Here is a 12,621-nt window from a genome sequence, read left to right on the forward strand (position 1 = left end):
GTCATGCCCCCTTGTCCCCGGAGAGCTGCCGGCGAAGGTAGAGGACGGAGGCGGCGACCGTGATCACCGTGAGGAACAGGGCGATCGCCGCACCGAGCCCGTAGTCGCTGTTGACGAACGTTTCCTTGTACATCGAGAGCGCGAGGGTCTCGGAGCTCGTGCCGGGCCCGCCCTTCGTCATGGCCCAGATGACGTCGAACTGCTTGAGGGAGCCGACGATCGCGAGCCCCACCACGACAGTCGTCAGCGGGGTGAGCATCGGCCAGGTGACATGGCGGAACATGCGCCAGCCGGAGGCTCCGTCGAGGCGGGCGGCCTCGATCGGCTCCCTCGGTATGGACTGGAGGCCGATGCCGAAGAGCAGGGCGTTCACCCCGGCGCCCTGCCAGGTGGAGGCGGCGATCATCACGAAGGTGTTGAGCGGTGCGTCCAGCAGCCAGCGCTGGGACCACCCTCCCAGTCCGAAAGCCGCGAGGGCCGAGTCCAGCGCCCCGCCGCTCTGAAGGATGAACGTCCACACGACGCCGACGGCGATGCCGGAGATCGCGTACGGGATCAGGAACGGCAGGCGCAGCCAGAACGATCCGGTCAGGCCATGGGCGAGCAGTGCGATGACGAGCCCCAGGCCGACCGGCAGCACGAGGGTCCCGGCGACCCAGAAGAAGGTGTTGCGCAGGGCGATGAGGAAGCTCGGGTCCTGGAACATCGCCGCGAATTTCGCGAGGCCGACGAAGCGCGGGGACCCGAGGCCGTCGAAGTCGGTGAGGCTCAGGTAGGAGCTCCACAGGAACGGGGCGTACAGCAGGAGCGCGACGATCAGCAGCGCGGGGAGGATGAATCCCCGGGCGGATCTGCCGTAGCGGTTGCGGGACCGGATCGGTGGGGCAGAAGGCGCCGGGCGATGGTGCCCGGTTCCCCTGTCGGCGGGCGCAGCGGTGCTCATCGGTTCTCCTCGCGCCAGTAGGACTCGGACTCGGCCTGCAGGCGCTCCAGGCCCTTGGTCGGGTCCGGAGCATTGGTGACGAAGTCCCCGAACACCTCTTGGGAAGCGGTGTAGACCGGCAGTGGGGTCGCCTCGAGATAGCGCTCCTGGATCTCGACGTCAGCATCGGGGTCCTGGATCCTTGCCAGGAGATCCGAGAGCTCGGGATCGTCGACCTGGACCTTCGGGTTGAAGGACGGCTCTCCGCGTGAGTCCGTCCACGCCTGCTGGGCGTCTCTGCTCATCCACCATCCGCTGTAGTCGAGGCACTCTTCCTCCCGGTGCGTGTCGGCCCCCGCGCAGAGCGGTCCGGTCTCCAGCGCCACCTGCTGCGTCTCGACCTCCGGGGCGAGGTTCGGGAGCAGGAAGATGCCGTAGTCCTCTCCTGCCTCCGCGCCGACCGAGGTCAGCTGGCCGGTGAAGAACGTTCCGTAGTAGGCCATCGCCACGTGGCCCTGCGCCAGCAGGGTCTGCGGATCGGTGGCGACGCCCGGGTCCAGGAACCAGCCCGCGCGCAGCATCGCCCGCCACGTGTCCATGACCTCGTGGACCACCGGGTCGGTGTAGGACGCTTCGCCCGTCTGGAGGTTCCGGTAGAGCTGCGGATCGCGCCCCATGAGAAGCGCCTGGAACCACGCGAACTCGAAGATCATGTTCATCTGGAAGAACGGGACGACGCCGGACTTCTTCAGCGTGCGTGCGGCGGCCTTGAGGTCGGTCCAGGTGTCCGGCGGCTCCAGATCGTGCTGGGCGAAGACCTTTCTGTTGTAGTACATGACCCAGTAGGCGCTGTTCAGCGGGACGCCGTACTGGTGGCCGTCCACGGTGAAGCTCTCCTTGAGGCCGGCCGGCACATTCCCCTCGCTCTCGGCGCCTCGCCACAGCCCAGTGGTCTCGGCGAGCAGACCGTTGGCCACGAGCTCTCTCAGCTGGCTGCCGGTGTGCCAGGTGAACAGGTCTGGGCGCTCCTTGGTGCGGAAGGACTGCTTGATGAAGGAGTCGTAGGTGACCTGATCGGAGTACCCCGTGAAGTCCAGGGTGAGCCCTGTCCCGGCGGAGGCCGAGTTCATGTCGGCGAAGCTGGGCTCCCACGCCGCCTTGTCCGTGAAGAAGGGGAGAGGTCCTGTGTCCTCGTTCCGGCCGGAGCAGCCGGCCGCCAGCAGAGCAAGGGCGCAGGCGGCCCCGAGACGACGACGGGAGAAAGCCGGGATCATGGAGTGTCTCCTTCGATGCCTCGGACGGCGTGCGAGCTCTCGAGCGCCAGTGCGAGGACGAGCGCGACGGGCGCCGGAACCAGCACGTCCTTGTCCATGAATAGCCGGTGCCCCTCGGTGGCGGTTTGCACGATGTCGGGTGGCCGGCCGCCGGCGATGCGAGCGGCCTCGGCGTGGGCGACCTGGGGCCAGGTGCCGGACACCGACGGGGCCCGGAAGTCGATCTCGGGGTGCCCCGTGCTGAACTGCTCGAAGTGGTCCGCGAAGCCCTTGTGCTGGTTGATGCCGCCGCAGTGGACGAACTCGAAGGTGCCCGAATCCGTGTCGGTCGTCGCAGCGCCGGGATCGTCGAAGCATGTGGCGAAGGCGAGCGCGAGAGCACCGTTGGCACCGGTCCCGAGAGCGGCGCGGCGGCCGAGGCGGCGCCGGCACGCGACGGGCTCTGAGATCGCTCGCAGGAGCATTGCGCCTCCTCTCTGAGGCGTCGACTGTCCGAGTAATCGATTTCTGTCCACCGTAGGGTTCCGTTCGGCACCGGTCAATGCTGTAACCCGGCGAGGTCTGATGCTCGTCCACCGAAAACGCGGACCCCGTGGTGAACCGCGGCGGATCCGACTGCCCGTGCAAGGCGACGAGAATCCACCGCAACTCGTAGCGCCCGCGCGAAGCGACCCGTGCACCGTGACCCTCGACACCCCGAGCGCCGAGATCGCCGACGAGTCCCCACGTCAGGGCGACGCGGGCCCATCGCGGCCCACCGAGCCCCATCGCGTGCGACTGACCGATCCTGCACAATCGGACCCGATTCTGACTGTTCTGCCGTCCAAGTGCTCATGGCTGAGCAGTGCGGCGCACCTTCCCACGTAAGGCGACGATGAAGTTCTTCCAACGACTCGGCAGGTCCCTGATGCTGCCGGTGGCGGTCCTCCCGGTCGCCGCGATCCTCAGCGGCCTCGGCTACTGGATCCTCACGGCGACGGGCAACGACACCAACATCGCAGGCGTCTTCCTGAAGACCGCCGGCGGCGCGCTCCTGGACCACCTCCCGATCCTCTTCGCCATCGGCGTGTCGATCGGCATGGCCACCAAGCCCGACGGGACCTCGGCGCTCGCCGGCCTGGTCTCCTGGCTGACGGTGACCACGCTGCTGGACCCCGAGAACGTCGCCCTGTTCAAGGACATCGACGTCGCCCAGGTGAACCCCGCCTTCGACCAGATCGAGAACGTGTTCGTCGGGATCGTCTGCGGCCTCATCGGCGCCTGGACGTACGACCATTTCAAGGACACGAAGCTGCCCGACGCGCTCTCGTTCTTCTCCGGCAAGCGCTCGGTCGCGATCGTCACCGCCGGCATCTCGCTCGTGGTCGCCCTGGTGCTCTTCTTCGTGTGGCCTCTGGTCTTCGGCGGTCTCGTCGCCTTCGGCGAGTTCATCCTGACGCTCGGCCCCGTGGGCGTGGGCATTTACGGCTTCCTCAACCGCCTGCTGATCCCGTTCGGCCTGCACCACGCCCTGAACTCGGTGTTCTGGTTCGATGTGGCGGGCATCAACGATCTCAACAACTTCCTCAATGCCAGCGGCACCTACGGCGAGACCGGCCAGTACATGGCCGGCTTCTTCCCGATCATGATGTTCGGCCTGCCGGGTGCGGCCCTCGCGATGTACACGACCGCGAAGACCAGCCGCCGCAAGATCGCCGCGGGCGTGCTGCTCTCGAGCGCGATCGCCTCCTTCTTCGTCGGCGTCACCGAGCCGCTCGAGTTCTCCTTCATGTTCCTGGCACCCGGCCTGTACGTGGTGCACGCACTGTTCACCGGCATCTCGATGGCGATCACGGCCGCGCTCCCGGTCCGCATGGGCTTCGGCTTCTCCGCCGGTCTGCTCGACCTCGGTCTGGGCTGGGTGAACCCGATGGCGGAGAACCCGTGGGCGCTGCCCGTGATGGGCGTGTTCTGGTTCGTCGTCTACTTCCTGTCCTTCCGCTTCATCATCCGCCGCTTCGACCTGAAGACCGTCGGACGCGAGGACGGCGATCCCGAGGACGAGAATGCCGAGGATGCGGCCGGCGCGGCCACGGGCGATGCGAAGTATCTCGCCACGGCCACGGCCTTCCTCGCCGCCCTCGGCGGGCGCGAGAACATCCTGGATCTCGAGAACTGCGCGACCCGTCTGCGCATGCAGGTCTCCGACGCCTCCGTCATCGATGAGGCCGCACTGAAGAGGGCGGGCGCCGCAGGCACCATGAAGCCCGGTCGCGGCTCCGTGCAGGTCATCTACGGAACGAACGTCCAGTTCGTGAAGGATGCGATGGACGACCTCATGAGCGGCCGCGCGGAGCCGGTCTCCGCGTCCGACGGCGGCTCCGCCTCCGGCTCGGCCGACGGCGCCTCCGGCTCGGCCGACGAGGCCGGCGGCGTCGCCACGGCGGCCCGCACCACCCACCTGGTGCGCCTGCGCCAGGCGCTCGAGGGCACCGCCGTGCCACTCGCCGACGTCCCGGACCCGACCTTCGCGCAGGAGATCATGGGCCCCGGCATCGCCGTGCAGCCGCCCGAGGACCTCGCCGACGCCGTGGTCATCGCCCCGGCGGCGGGCACCGTGCAGCACGTCTTCGACACCGGCCACGCCGTCGCCCTCACCCTGGACGACGGCACGGAGGTGCTCGTCCACGTGGGGCTGGACACCGTCGCCATGCAGGGCCGAGGCTTCGAGACCCTCGTGGCCACGGGCGATCGCGTGGTCGCGGGCACCCCGCTGCTGCACGTCGACCTGGCGGCGGTGCGCGCGGACGGGCATCCCACGATCACCCCGATCGTCGTCCTGAACGACAAGGACGCCGCGGTCGAGCTCGTCTGAGGTCGAGCGGGCGAGGCCGGGCCCACGGAGGCCGACCTCGCCCGCTCACGCGTCGTGGGGCTCGCCCGCTCGCGCGTCGTAGGCTCGGCCGCTCACGCGTCGGTCCCGCCGACACCCGTAGGCCCCCGCTCCCGTCGGCCCGCGGGTCCGACCACGGGCAGAGGCCCGCGCCGCGCGATCCCCCTGGCAGGGGATGTCCGGACGCCCGCGGGATGGGACTCTTGGGGCATGTCCCTCCTCCTCTCCCCGGTGCCGATCCTGCTCGTCGTCCTGCTGATCCTGTCCCTGCGCAGGGACGCGCGCTGGACGGGCAACGCCTTCCTGCTGTCCCTGACGGCGCTCACGGTCCTCTTCGCGCTGGCCGCGGGATCCGACAGCGCCGCAGGTGCCCTCGTGGGCGGGGTGCTGGTGCTGATCGCGGTCCTCTCCCCGCTGCTCACGCTCGTGCTCATCGGCTTCCTCATCGCCAACGGCGTGTTCATGATGCGCAAGGAGGGGCGGAGCCTGGGGAACCTGCTGTCCCTGCTGGCGGGCCTCGGACTGCTCGCCGTCATCGTCGGCGCCGCGATCTCGCTCCGCTTCGCCGCCGAGCATCCTTGGCTCTTCGTCGTCCTCACGTTCGCGGCCCTGCTGGGCACATGGGCGGGGTACGTGCTGACCTCGTACCTCGTCTACGACGTCGTCTACGCGTGGATCGCCTCCCGCACCTCCGCCCGCTACGTGATGGTGCACGGCTCGGGCCTGATCCGCGGCAGGGTCCCCAAGCTGCTCGCGAACCGCGTCGACGCCGGCATCGCGCACTGGAGTCGCGTGCGAGAGACCCACCCCGATGCGCTGCTCGTCCTCTCCGGCGGCCAGGGACCGGACGAGCCCCGCTCGGAGGCCTCGGCGATGGCCGAGTACGCGCGCGAGCAGGGCGTCCCGCAGGAGGCGATCGTGCTCGAGGACCGCTCGCGCACCACCGAGGAGAACCTGCGCAACACCCGTGGGCTGGTGGGGACCGTGCTCCCGGCCGACGGGCCCGGCCTCACCGTCACCAGCAGCTATCACGTGCTCCGCACGGCCGCCCTCGCCCGCCGCGTGGGCCTGGACGCGCAGGTCGCGCCCGCGCGCACCGCCGGCTACTTCTGGCCGAGCGCCTTCCTGCGGGAGGTCGTCGCGCTCGTGGCCCGGCACAAGATCCTGCACGTCCTGGTCGCCGCGATCGTGAGCGTGCCGCTCCCGCTGGTCATCGCCTTCGCCGTCATCAACGCCTGAGGTCAGCGCCGGGATCGACGACAGACCGCGAACCGGCGGCGTGGCGCGGTCCGACGGTCTCTCAGCGGATGCCGGACAGCCTGCGCATCAGGGTCCCGCGCAGCTGCGAGAACGGCGGGCGCATGAGCGCCAGGGTGTCCGGGACCAGGGGCTTCCGCAGCACCGGCTTCTGGTGGCTGAACCTCTCGTACGAGAAGCGCCCGTGATAGGCGCCGATGCCGCTCTCGCCCACTCCGCCGAAGGGCAGCGTCGCCGTCGCGACATGGATCAGGCACGCGCCCTCGACCACGCCGCCGGACGACGTCCGCTCCACGAAAGCATCGGCGACCTGGCGCGATGCGGCGAAGAGGTAGAGGGCGAGCGGCTTCTCGCCGGCGTCGACGAAGGCGATCGCCTCGTCGGGCCCGCCGACGGGCACGATTGGCAGGATCGGCCCGAAGATCTCCTCGCGCATCACCGCCGGCGTGTTCTCCTCGGTGCGGGCGGCGCCGGGGGAGTCGGGCTCGTCCATCACCAGCACGGTCGGCGCGACGTACAGGTCCTCGCGATCCACGGTCCCGCCGAGCGCGACGCGGCCCGCGCCGGTCTCGTCGGCCGCCTCGATGTATCCGGCGAGCCGGTCGAGGTGCCGCGGGGCGACGATGCGTCCGAAGTCGGGACTGCGCGAGGGGTCCTGGCCCCACTGCGCGGCGATCGCGCGCCGCAGGGCCGCGACCAGGGGCTCGACGAGGTCCGGGGTGGTGAGCACGTGATCCGGCGCGACGCAGGTCTGGCCGGCGTTGACGAACTTCGCCCACGCCAGCTGCCGGGCCACCTCCTCGAGGTGCGCGGCGTCGTCGACCCACACGGGGCACTTGCCGCCCAGCTCGAGCGTCACCGGGGTCAGGTGCTTCGCGGCGGCCGCCATGACGATCCTGCCCACGCTGCCGTTCCCGGTGTACACGATGTGGTCGAAGCGCTCCTCGAGCAGGGCCGTGGTCTCCTCGACGCCGCCCTCGACCACGGGATACGCCTGGGCGTCGAGGTAACGGGGCAGCAGCCGCGCGAGCGCACCCGAGACGGTCGGCGTGACCTCGCTGGGCTTGATCACGGCCGTGTTGCCGGCGGCGATCACCCCCACCAGGGGCGCCAGCAGCAGCTGCATCGGATAGTTCCACGGCGAGATCACCAGGACGGTGCCCAGGGGCTCGGGCACCAGGCGGGCGCGGGCGGGCTGGAAGGTCAGCGGCACCGCGGCCCGACGCGGGCGGGACCAGCGCTCGAGCTGCCGCAGCGCCTCGTCGATCTCGCTCATCACCGGGAAGATCTCGGTGAGGCGGAACTCCGTCGCGCTCTTACCGAGGTCGGCGGCGACCGCCTCCTCGAGCTCGGCGTGGTGGGATCGCAGCAGTGCGCGCAGGCCGTGCAGCTGCGCGCGGCGGAACACCAGGGAGCGGCTCGCGCCGCGGGCGAAAGCGGCCCGGGCCCCGTCGACCCGCGCGCGGATCGTGGCGGGAGCGGTGGAGGGGGCGGCGTCGGCCTCGCGCCGTGCACGGCGCGAGAGGGCGGGCGAGGACGTGGTGGTCGATGGCATCGGTGCCTCCTGGCGCTCGGTCCGCGCATGCGGGGTGCGGCCCACTGTGCCACGGGCGCCCGGGCGCCGACCGAGTGGCTGAGTGGTCGCCCGGGCGGGCCGGGACATGAGGTCAGGGTCAGTCCGCGGGGCGCACGTCGAGCGTCCAGGTGACACCGAAGCGGTCCGTGAGCATGCCGAAGCCGGCGCTCCACGGCGAGGCCGCGAGCGGCTCGATTACCGAGGCCCCGTCGGCGAGGGCGTCCCAGATCGGGCGCAGCTCCTCGAGGCTGCCGGCGCCCGCTGCGAGGAAGAAGGGCTGATCGGTGAGGGTGGTGCCGTTCTCGCGGCGGGTGCGGGAGGGGAACGGCTCGTCGCGGCCCGGCACGTCGTACGCCATCAGCCGCACACCGTCCTCGGAGGTCAGGCTGCCGAACACCACCTTGCCGGCGTCGGGGGAATCGGCGGGCATGCCGAGGGCGCCGTAGGTGGTCGTGGAGACCTCGCCGCCGAAGACGTCGCGGTAGAAGGTCAGCGCCTCGTGCGCGGTGCCGGGCAGGTTCAGGTGCGCGGTGGTGGAGATGCTCATGGTGGTCCTCTCGGCGGTCCGCGGCGGGCGCCGCGGAGGCGGGTGGTGACGGCGGGGGTGCCGTCGAGGACGACGATTCCGCATGAAGAGGACAGGATGGGTCCTCATCATGGGGGAGGATCGGGGCATGCCCACCACCTCCTCGCGGATGCTCTCGCTGCTCTCCCTGCTGCAGGTCCCGCGCGCATGGACCGGCCCGGCGCTCGCCGACCGCCTGGGCGTCACCCCGCGCACCGTGCGGCGCGACGTGGACCGGCTCCGCGAGCTGGGATATGCGATCCGGTCGACGAAGGGTCCCGTGGGCGGCTACCGGCTTGAGGCGGGGGAGCGGATGCCGCCCCTGCTCCTCGACGACGAGCAGGCGCTCGCCGTCACGGTGGCCCTGCGCACGGCACCCTCGAGCGGGGTCGCGATCGAGGACGCGTCATTGCGTGCGCTCGCCGCGATCCTGCAGGTCATGCCCCCGGACCTGCGGCAGCGCGCGTCCTCCCTCGCTCTCGAGGTCGTGCCGGCGCCGGTCAGCGCGGACCCTGCGGCGCTCGAGACAGTGAGCGCCGCGGTGCGGCGCCGCGAGGTCCTCCGCTTCGACTACCCGGGGTCGACGTGGCCCCGTCGCACCGAGCCCCATGGTCTCGTGGCTCGCCAGGGCCTGTGGTACCTGATCGCCTGGGACCTCGAACGCGAGGACTGGCGCACGTTCCGCCTGGACAGGATGGTGCCGCGCACGCCGACCGGACCGCGCTTCACCCCGCGGGAGCTGCCCGCGGGGGATGCGGCCACCTTCCTGTCCGCCCACCTCAAGGGGTCCCGCGAGGCCGACCGCTGGCCCTGCGAGGGCACCGTCGAGATCGACCTCCCGCTGCGCGAGCTCGCGCAGCGGCTGCCCGACGCCCGCATCGAGGAAGTCGCAGAGGGCCGATGCCGGGCCGTGCTCGGATCCTGGTCCTGGGAGGGGCTCATCGCCCAGGTGATCCGCCTCGGTGCCCCGTTCCGCCTTCTCGGGCCGCGCGAGCTCGTCACCGCGGCCCGCACTGCACAGGCCTCCCTCTCCCGCGCGGCCGACGGCATGGGAGGCTCTGCGCATGGCACCCGCTGAACTCCCGCCCCCGCTCGTCGTCGCCGACGCCGCGGCCTGGCGAGCATGGCTCGACGCCCACGAGGACACCTCCGAGGGCGTCTGGCTCCTGCTCGCGAAGAAGGGCGGCAGTGGGCTGACGACCCTCACCTACCAGCAGGCTCTCGAGGAGGCCCTGTGCAGCGGTTGGATCGACGGGCAGCGCCGTGCGCACGACGAGCGCTCCTTCCGCCAGCGCTATACCCCGCGCCGCTCCCGCTCGATCTGGTCGCAGCGCAACGTCGAGATCATCGGCCGCCTCGAGGCCGCGTCGCGGATGCGCGAGCGCGGGCGGGCCGAGGTCGAACGGGCGAAAGCCGACGGACGCTGGGACAGCGCCTACGCCGGAGCGGCCAGCGCACAGGTGCCGCCGGCGCTCGCCGAGGCGCTCGCCGCCTCACCGCGGGCCCGCACAGCGTTCGACCTGCTCACCGGCAGCGCCCGCTACTCTGCCCTGCACCCGATCCTGAGCGCGACCCGCGAGGCGACCCGCCGCACCCGCATCGCCGCGCTCGTCGAGAGACTCGAGAAGAACTGACGGCGCGGGCGGCGGGCCGACGAGCCGACAGGCCGACAGGCCGGCGGGTTGACGGGCCGACAGGTCGGCGGGCCGCAGGCTGAGGGCGTCCGCCGTCGGCCCGTCGGACTCACCCGGTGATGCCGACGGCCTCGAGAACCCTGACGAGCGTGTCCTGGTCGCCCACGTTCCCGGGGACCACGATGTACAGCAGCTCGCGGCCGTCCCGCGCGCTCAGGCACCAGGCCGAGACCCCGGGCAGGATCTGGCCGAGCACGTGCGCGGTGCGCGCACCGAGTCCCCTGCGCGCGACCTCCGCCGAGGTGATCCCGCCCTTCGAGATCACCGTGCCCACGCGCGGCAGCAGGTCCGCGACGGCCGTGGTCAGCGCCGCCATCACCCGTTCGCCGTGATCGAGCGTGCCGTGGCTCGCGGAGCGCTGCCGCTCGGTCGACAGCAGCAGGAGGGACGCGGCGTCGTCGGCCGGGACGGTCCCGGTGGCAGGGGCGGCAGTGGCAGCACTGGTGGCGGTGCCGACCGAGGCGACCGCGTCCGCCGCCGCGTGCCCCGCCGTGGAGGGATCCACGAGGGCCGCCTCGGTGCCGACGAGCGCCGGCTCGCCGAATCGCCGCGTGACCTGCGCGAGCTGCGTGGTCGCGCCCGCCGTGTGCGATCCGCAGACGAGCAGGGTCCCGCCCGTCGGCCGCACCAGGGGAAGCGGCAGCCGGCCCTCGCTCGCGACCCCCGCGAGGTGCGCCGCGAGCGGGGAGGCCGAGCGCACCACGACCCGCGTGCCGTGCTCCGCCGCCGCGTCGACCGCGCCGGCGATCCGCTTGATGTCCTCGTCGGTCACCGCATCGGGCAGGACCACGTCGCCCTCCGCGGCCGCGGTCAGTGCGTGTTCGAGAGCTCCCGCGCGCACGTCGGCGAGGGGCACGGGGACGCCGCGACGGCCCGAGGCACGGCCCACGTAGTCGGGCAGGTAACCGGTGGTGAAGCCGAACACCGGATCCTCGGCGTACTCCGTCTCGTGGGCCGGCAGGTCCTGGCCGTCGATGCACACCAGGTGCATGCCGTCGTGGGTGGTGCGCCCGCCGTCGGGGAAGGCCGGGACGAACAGCATGACGGCGTCCTCGAGGAACACCTCGGTCTCGGCGAACACGTGCCCGCGCAGCGTCGAATCTCCGCGCAGCACGAACCGCACCTGCTCACCGGACCGCTCGGCCACGGCGATCCCCGCCGCCCGCACACGCCGGGCCAGGGCGACGGCCTCGTCCGGGGGCAGGGCGCGGCTGTTCGTCTGCACGTACACCGAGTCCGCTCCGGTCAGGGCCTCCTCGAGATCCCGCTCGAGCGTCTCCTCGGAGAGGTCCAGCAGCACGGTCACGCCGGTCGCGGACTGCGTGCCCGTGGGGTCGTCGTCCAGGACGATGGTCTTCATGGGGTCCTCTCGGGGTGGGTAGGGGGTGGGGTCGACGGCGGGACGTCGGGGGACTGGCATGAGCCTGTCACGGGGCGGGACCGCATCGGCAGCGCCGCCCGCGCGGCGGACGTGCCCGCCTCGTCGGCCGGACCGGATGTAGCGTCCCCCTCGATCTCGCGCGAAGCCGCGAGCCGCGCCCCGAGGAGGAATCATCAGCGAGCTCCTGTCCCACCTGCCCCAGCTCGGCGCCGCCGGGTGGCTGCTCGTCGTCGCCGGGGCGCTCGTGGTCGGCTTCTCGAAGTCCGCCCTGCCGGGTGCCGGGACGATCGCCGTGGGCCTGTTCGCCCTGGCCCTGCCGCCCAAGGAGTCGACCGCCGCGCTTCTGATCCTGCTGATCCTGGGCGATGCGACCGCGCTGTGGATGTACCGCCGCGAGCCCGACTGGCGCACGCTGATCCGTCTGATCCCGAGCGTGCTCGTCGGTCTCGTGGTGGGCGCGCTGTTCCTCAAGTACGCCGAAGCCTCGGCCGTGCGCGGTGGCATCGGCGTGATCCTCCTTCTCCTGGTCGCGCTCACCCTGTGGCGCCGACGCCGCGCGACCCTGCGGGCTCGCCGCGACGAGAGCCGAGGCGACGGCACGGCAGCGGGAGAGGACGAGCCGACCGTCGGTCGGATCGGGCGCATCGGCTACGGATCGCTCGGTGGCTTCACCACGATGGTCGCGAACGCCGGCGGACCGCCCATGTCCATGTACTTCTACGCGATGCGCATGCCCGTGCTGACGTTCCTGGGGACCTCCGCCTGGTTCTTCGCGATCGTGAACCTGCTGAAGCTGCCGTTCTCCGCGAGCCTGGGCCTGTTCAGCCTGCAGTACGCGCTCATGGACGTGCTGCTCGCGCCGCTGGTCATCCTCAGCGCACTGATCGGCCGACGCATCGCCCAGCGCGTCCCGCAGAGCGTCTTCGAGAAGGCGATCCTCGTGCTCACCGTGGTCTCCGCCGCCGCGCTGATCGTGGGGGCGTGAGCGGGCTCAAGGGGCGACAGCGGGATCCAGGCGGGATAGAGGCGGGACGCCGGCGGAGCACTGGTCCTCGGCTGCCCGTGGGCGCCACTTTGCGG

At 71.5% G+C, this 12,621-nt stretch carries 11 protein-coding genes; 5 read left to right on the plus strand and 6 right to left on the minus strand.

Annotated features, from left to right (window positions below; genetic code table 11):
• Position 1 precedes the first annotated feature (1 nt).
• The 3 genes from M4486_RS15010 to M4486_RS15020 are packed head-to-tail and all read right to left on the minus strand — an operon-like array spanning position 2 to position 2,660.
• Positions 2-943 (minus strand): carbohydrate ABC transporter permease, encoded by a 942-nt coding sequence (locus M4486_RS15010; RefSeq protein WP_249478089.1) that lies wholly within the window; start codon positions 941-943, stop codon positions 2-4.
• Positions 940-2,196 carry an ABC transporter substrate-binding protein gene (locus tag M4486_RS15015; RefSeq protein WP_249478090.1) on the minus strand — a complete coding sequence of 419 codons (1,257 nt, stop codon included), beginning with the start codon at positions 2,194-2,196 and terminating at the stop codon, positions 940-942. Before M4486_RS15015 ends, M4486_RS15010 begins: the two co-directional genes overlap by 4 nt.
• The gene (locus M4486_RS15020) at positions 2,193-2,660 is read right to left on the minus strand and encodes a hypothetical protein (RefSeq protein WP_249478091.1); all 468 of its coding nucleotides are present in this window, start codon (positions 2,658-2,660) and stop codon (positions 2,193-2,195) included. Before M4486_RS15020 ends, M4486_RS15015 begins: the two co-directional genes overlap by 4 nt.
• Positions 2,661-3,070: 410 nt before the next feature.
• Here M4486_RS15020 and nagE point away from each other — a divergent pair, with 410 nt between their 5' ends.
• Positions 3,071-5,050, plus strand: coding sequence for an N-acetylglucosamine-specific PTS transporter subunit IIBC (gene nagE / locus M4486_RS15025; protein ID WP_249478092.1), 1,980 nt, complete (start codon positions 3,071-3,073; stop codon positions 5,048-5,050).
• A gap of 228 nt (positions 5,051-5,278) precedes the next feature.
• Positions 5,279-6,307 (plus strand): YdcF family protein, encoded by a 1,029-nt coding sequence (locus M4486_RS15030; RefSeq protein WP_249478093.1) that lies wholly within the window; start codon positions 5,279-5,281, stop codon positions 6,305-6,307.
• A gap of 61 nt (positions 6,308-6,368) precedes the next feature.
• Here M4486_RS15030 and M4486_RS15035 read toward each other — a convergent pair whose 3' ends face one another.
• Together M4486_RS15035 and M4486_RS15040 are read right to left on the minus strand one after the other, a co-directional pair.
• Positions 6,369-7,880 carry an aldehyde dehydrogenase family protein gene (locus M4486_RS15035; RefSeq protein ID WP_249478094.1) on the minus strand — a complete coding sequence of 504 codons (1,512 nt, stop codon included), beginning with the start codon at positions 7,878-7,880 and terminating at the stop codon, positions 6,369-6,371.
• A 118-nt stretch (positions 7,881-7,998) separates the two neighbouring features.
• A complete protein-coding gene (locus M4486_RS15040; protein WP_249478095.1) occupies positions 7,999-8,448 on the minus strand; it encodes a VOC family protein in 450 nt (149 codons plus the stop codon).
• A 127-nt stretch (positions 8,449-8,575) separates the two neighbouring features.
• Between M4486_RS15040 and M4486_RS15045 the strand changes: the two genes are divergently transcribed.
• Together M4486_RS15045 and M4486_RS15050 are read left to right on the plus strand one after the other, a co-directional pair.
• The gene (locus M4486_RS15045; RefSeq protein WP_249478096.1) at positions 8,576-9,544 is read left to right on the plus strand and encodes a helix-turn-helix transcriptional regulator; all 969 of its coding nucleotides are present in this window, start codon (positions 8,576-8,578) and stop codon (positions 9,542-9,544) included.
• On the plus strand, positions 9,531-10,100 hold the full coding sequence (locus M4486_RS15050) for a YdeI/OmpD-associated family protein (RefSeq protein WP_249478097.1): 570 nt from the start codon (positions 9,531-9,533) through the stop codon (positions 10,098-10,100). The genes M4486_RS15045 and M4486_RS15050 overlap by 14 nt, the downstream gene beginning before the upstream one ends.
• A 109-nt stretch (positions 10,101-10,209) precedes the next feature.
• Here M4486_RS15050 and M4486_RS15055 read toward each other — a convergent pair whose 3' ends face one another.
• A complete protein-coding gene (locus tag M4486_RS15055) occupies positions 10,210-11,520 on the minus strand; it encodes a four-carbon acid sugar kinase family protein (protein WP_249478098.1) in 1,311 nt (436 codons plus the stop codon).
• Positions 11,521-11,725: 205 nt separating this feature from the next.
• On the opposite strand from M4486_RS15055, the gene M4486_RS15060 reads away from it, so the two are divergent.
• The gene (locus tag M4486_RS15060) at positions 11,726-12,526 is read left to right on the plus strand and encodes a sulfite exporter TauE/SafE family protein (RefSeq protein WP_283257982.1); all 801 of its coding nucleotides are present in this window, start codon (positions 11,726-11,728) and stop codon (positions 12,524-12,526) included.
• Positions 12,527-12,621: the final 95 nt, after the last annotated feature.

It is taken from the genome of Brachybacterium kimchii (assembly GCF_023373525.1).
Classification (GTDB): Bacteria; Actinomycetota; Actinomycetes; order Actinomycetales; family Dermabacteraceae; genus Brachybacterium; species Brachybacterium kimchii.

Excerpts from the sequence above, each read along its gene's own strand:
- M4486_RS15010 (WP_249478089.1), bottom strand. The coding sequence starts at position 943 with ATGAGCACCGCTGCGCCCGCCGACAGGGGAACCGGGCACCATCGCCCG.
- M4486_RS15015 (WP_249478090.1), bottom strand. The coding sequence starts at position 2,196 with ATGATCCCGGCTTTCTCCCGTCGTCGTCTCGGGGCCGCCTGCGCCCTT.
- M4486_RS15020 (WP_249478091.1), bottom strand. The coding sequence starts at position 2,660 with ATGCTCCTGCGAGCGATCTCAGAGCCCGTCGCGTGCCGGCGCCGCCTC.
- nagE (WP_249478092.1), top strand. The coding sequence starts at position 3,071 with ATGAAGTTCTTCCAACGACTCGGCAGGTCCCTGATGCTGCCGGTGGCG.
- M4486_RS15030 (WP_249478093.1), top strand. The coding sequence starts at position 5,279 with ATGTCCCTCCTCCTCTCCCCGGTGCCGATCCTGCTCGTCGTCCTGCTG.
- M4486_RS15035 (WP_249478094.1), bottom strand. The coding sequence starts at position 7,880 with ATGCCATCGACCACCACGTCCTCGCCCGCCCTCTCGCGCCGTGCACGG.
- M4486_RS15040 (WP_249478095.1), bottom strand. The coding sequence starts at position 8,448 with ATGAGCATCTCCACCACCGCGCACCTGAACCTGCCCGGCACCGCGCAC.
- M4486_RS15045 (WP_249478096.1), top strand. The coding sequence starts at position 8,576 with ATGCCCACCACCTCCTCGCGGATGCTCTCGCTGCTCTCCCTGCTGCAG.
- M4486_RS15050 (WP_249478097.1), top strand. The coding sequence starts at position 9,531 with ATGGCACCCGCTGAACTCCCGCCCCCGCTCGTCGTCGCCGACGCCGCG.
- M4486_RS15055 (WP_249478098.1), bottom strand. The coding sequence starts at position 11,520 with ATGAAGACCATCGTCCTGGACGACGACCCCACGGGCACGCAGTCCGCG.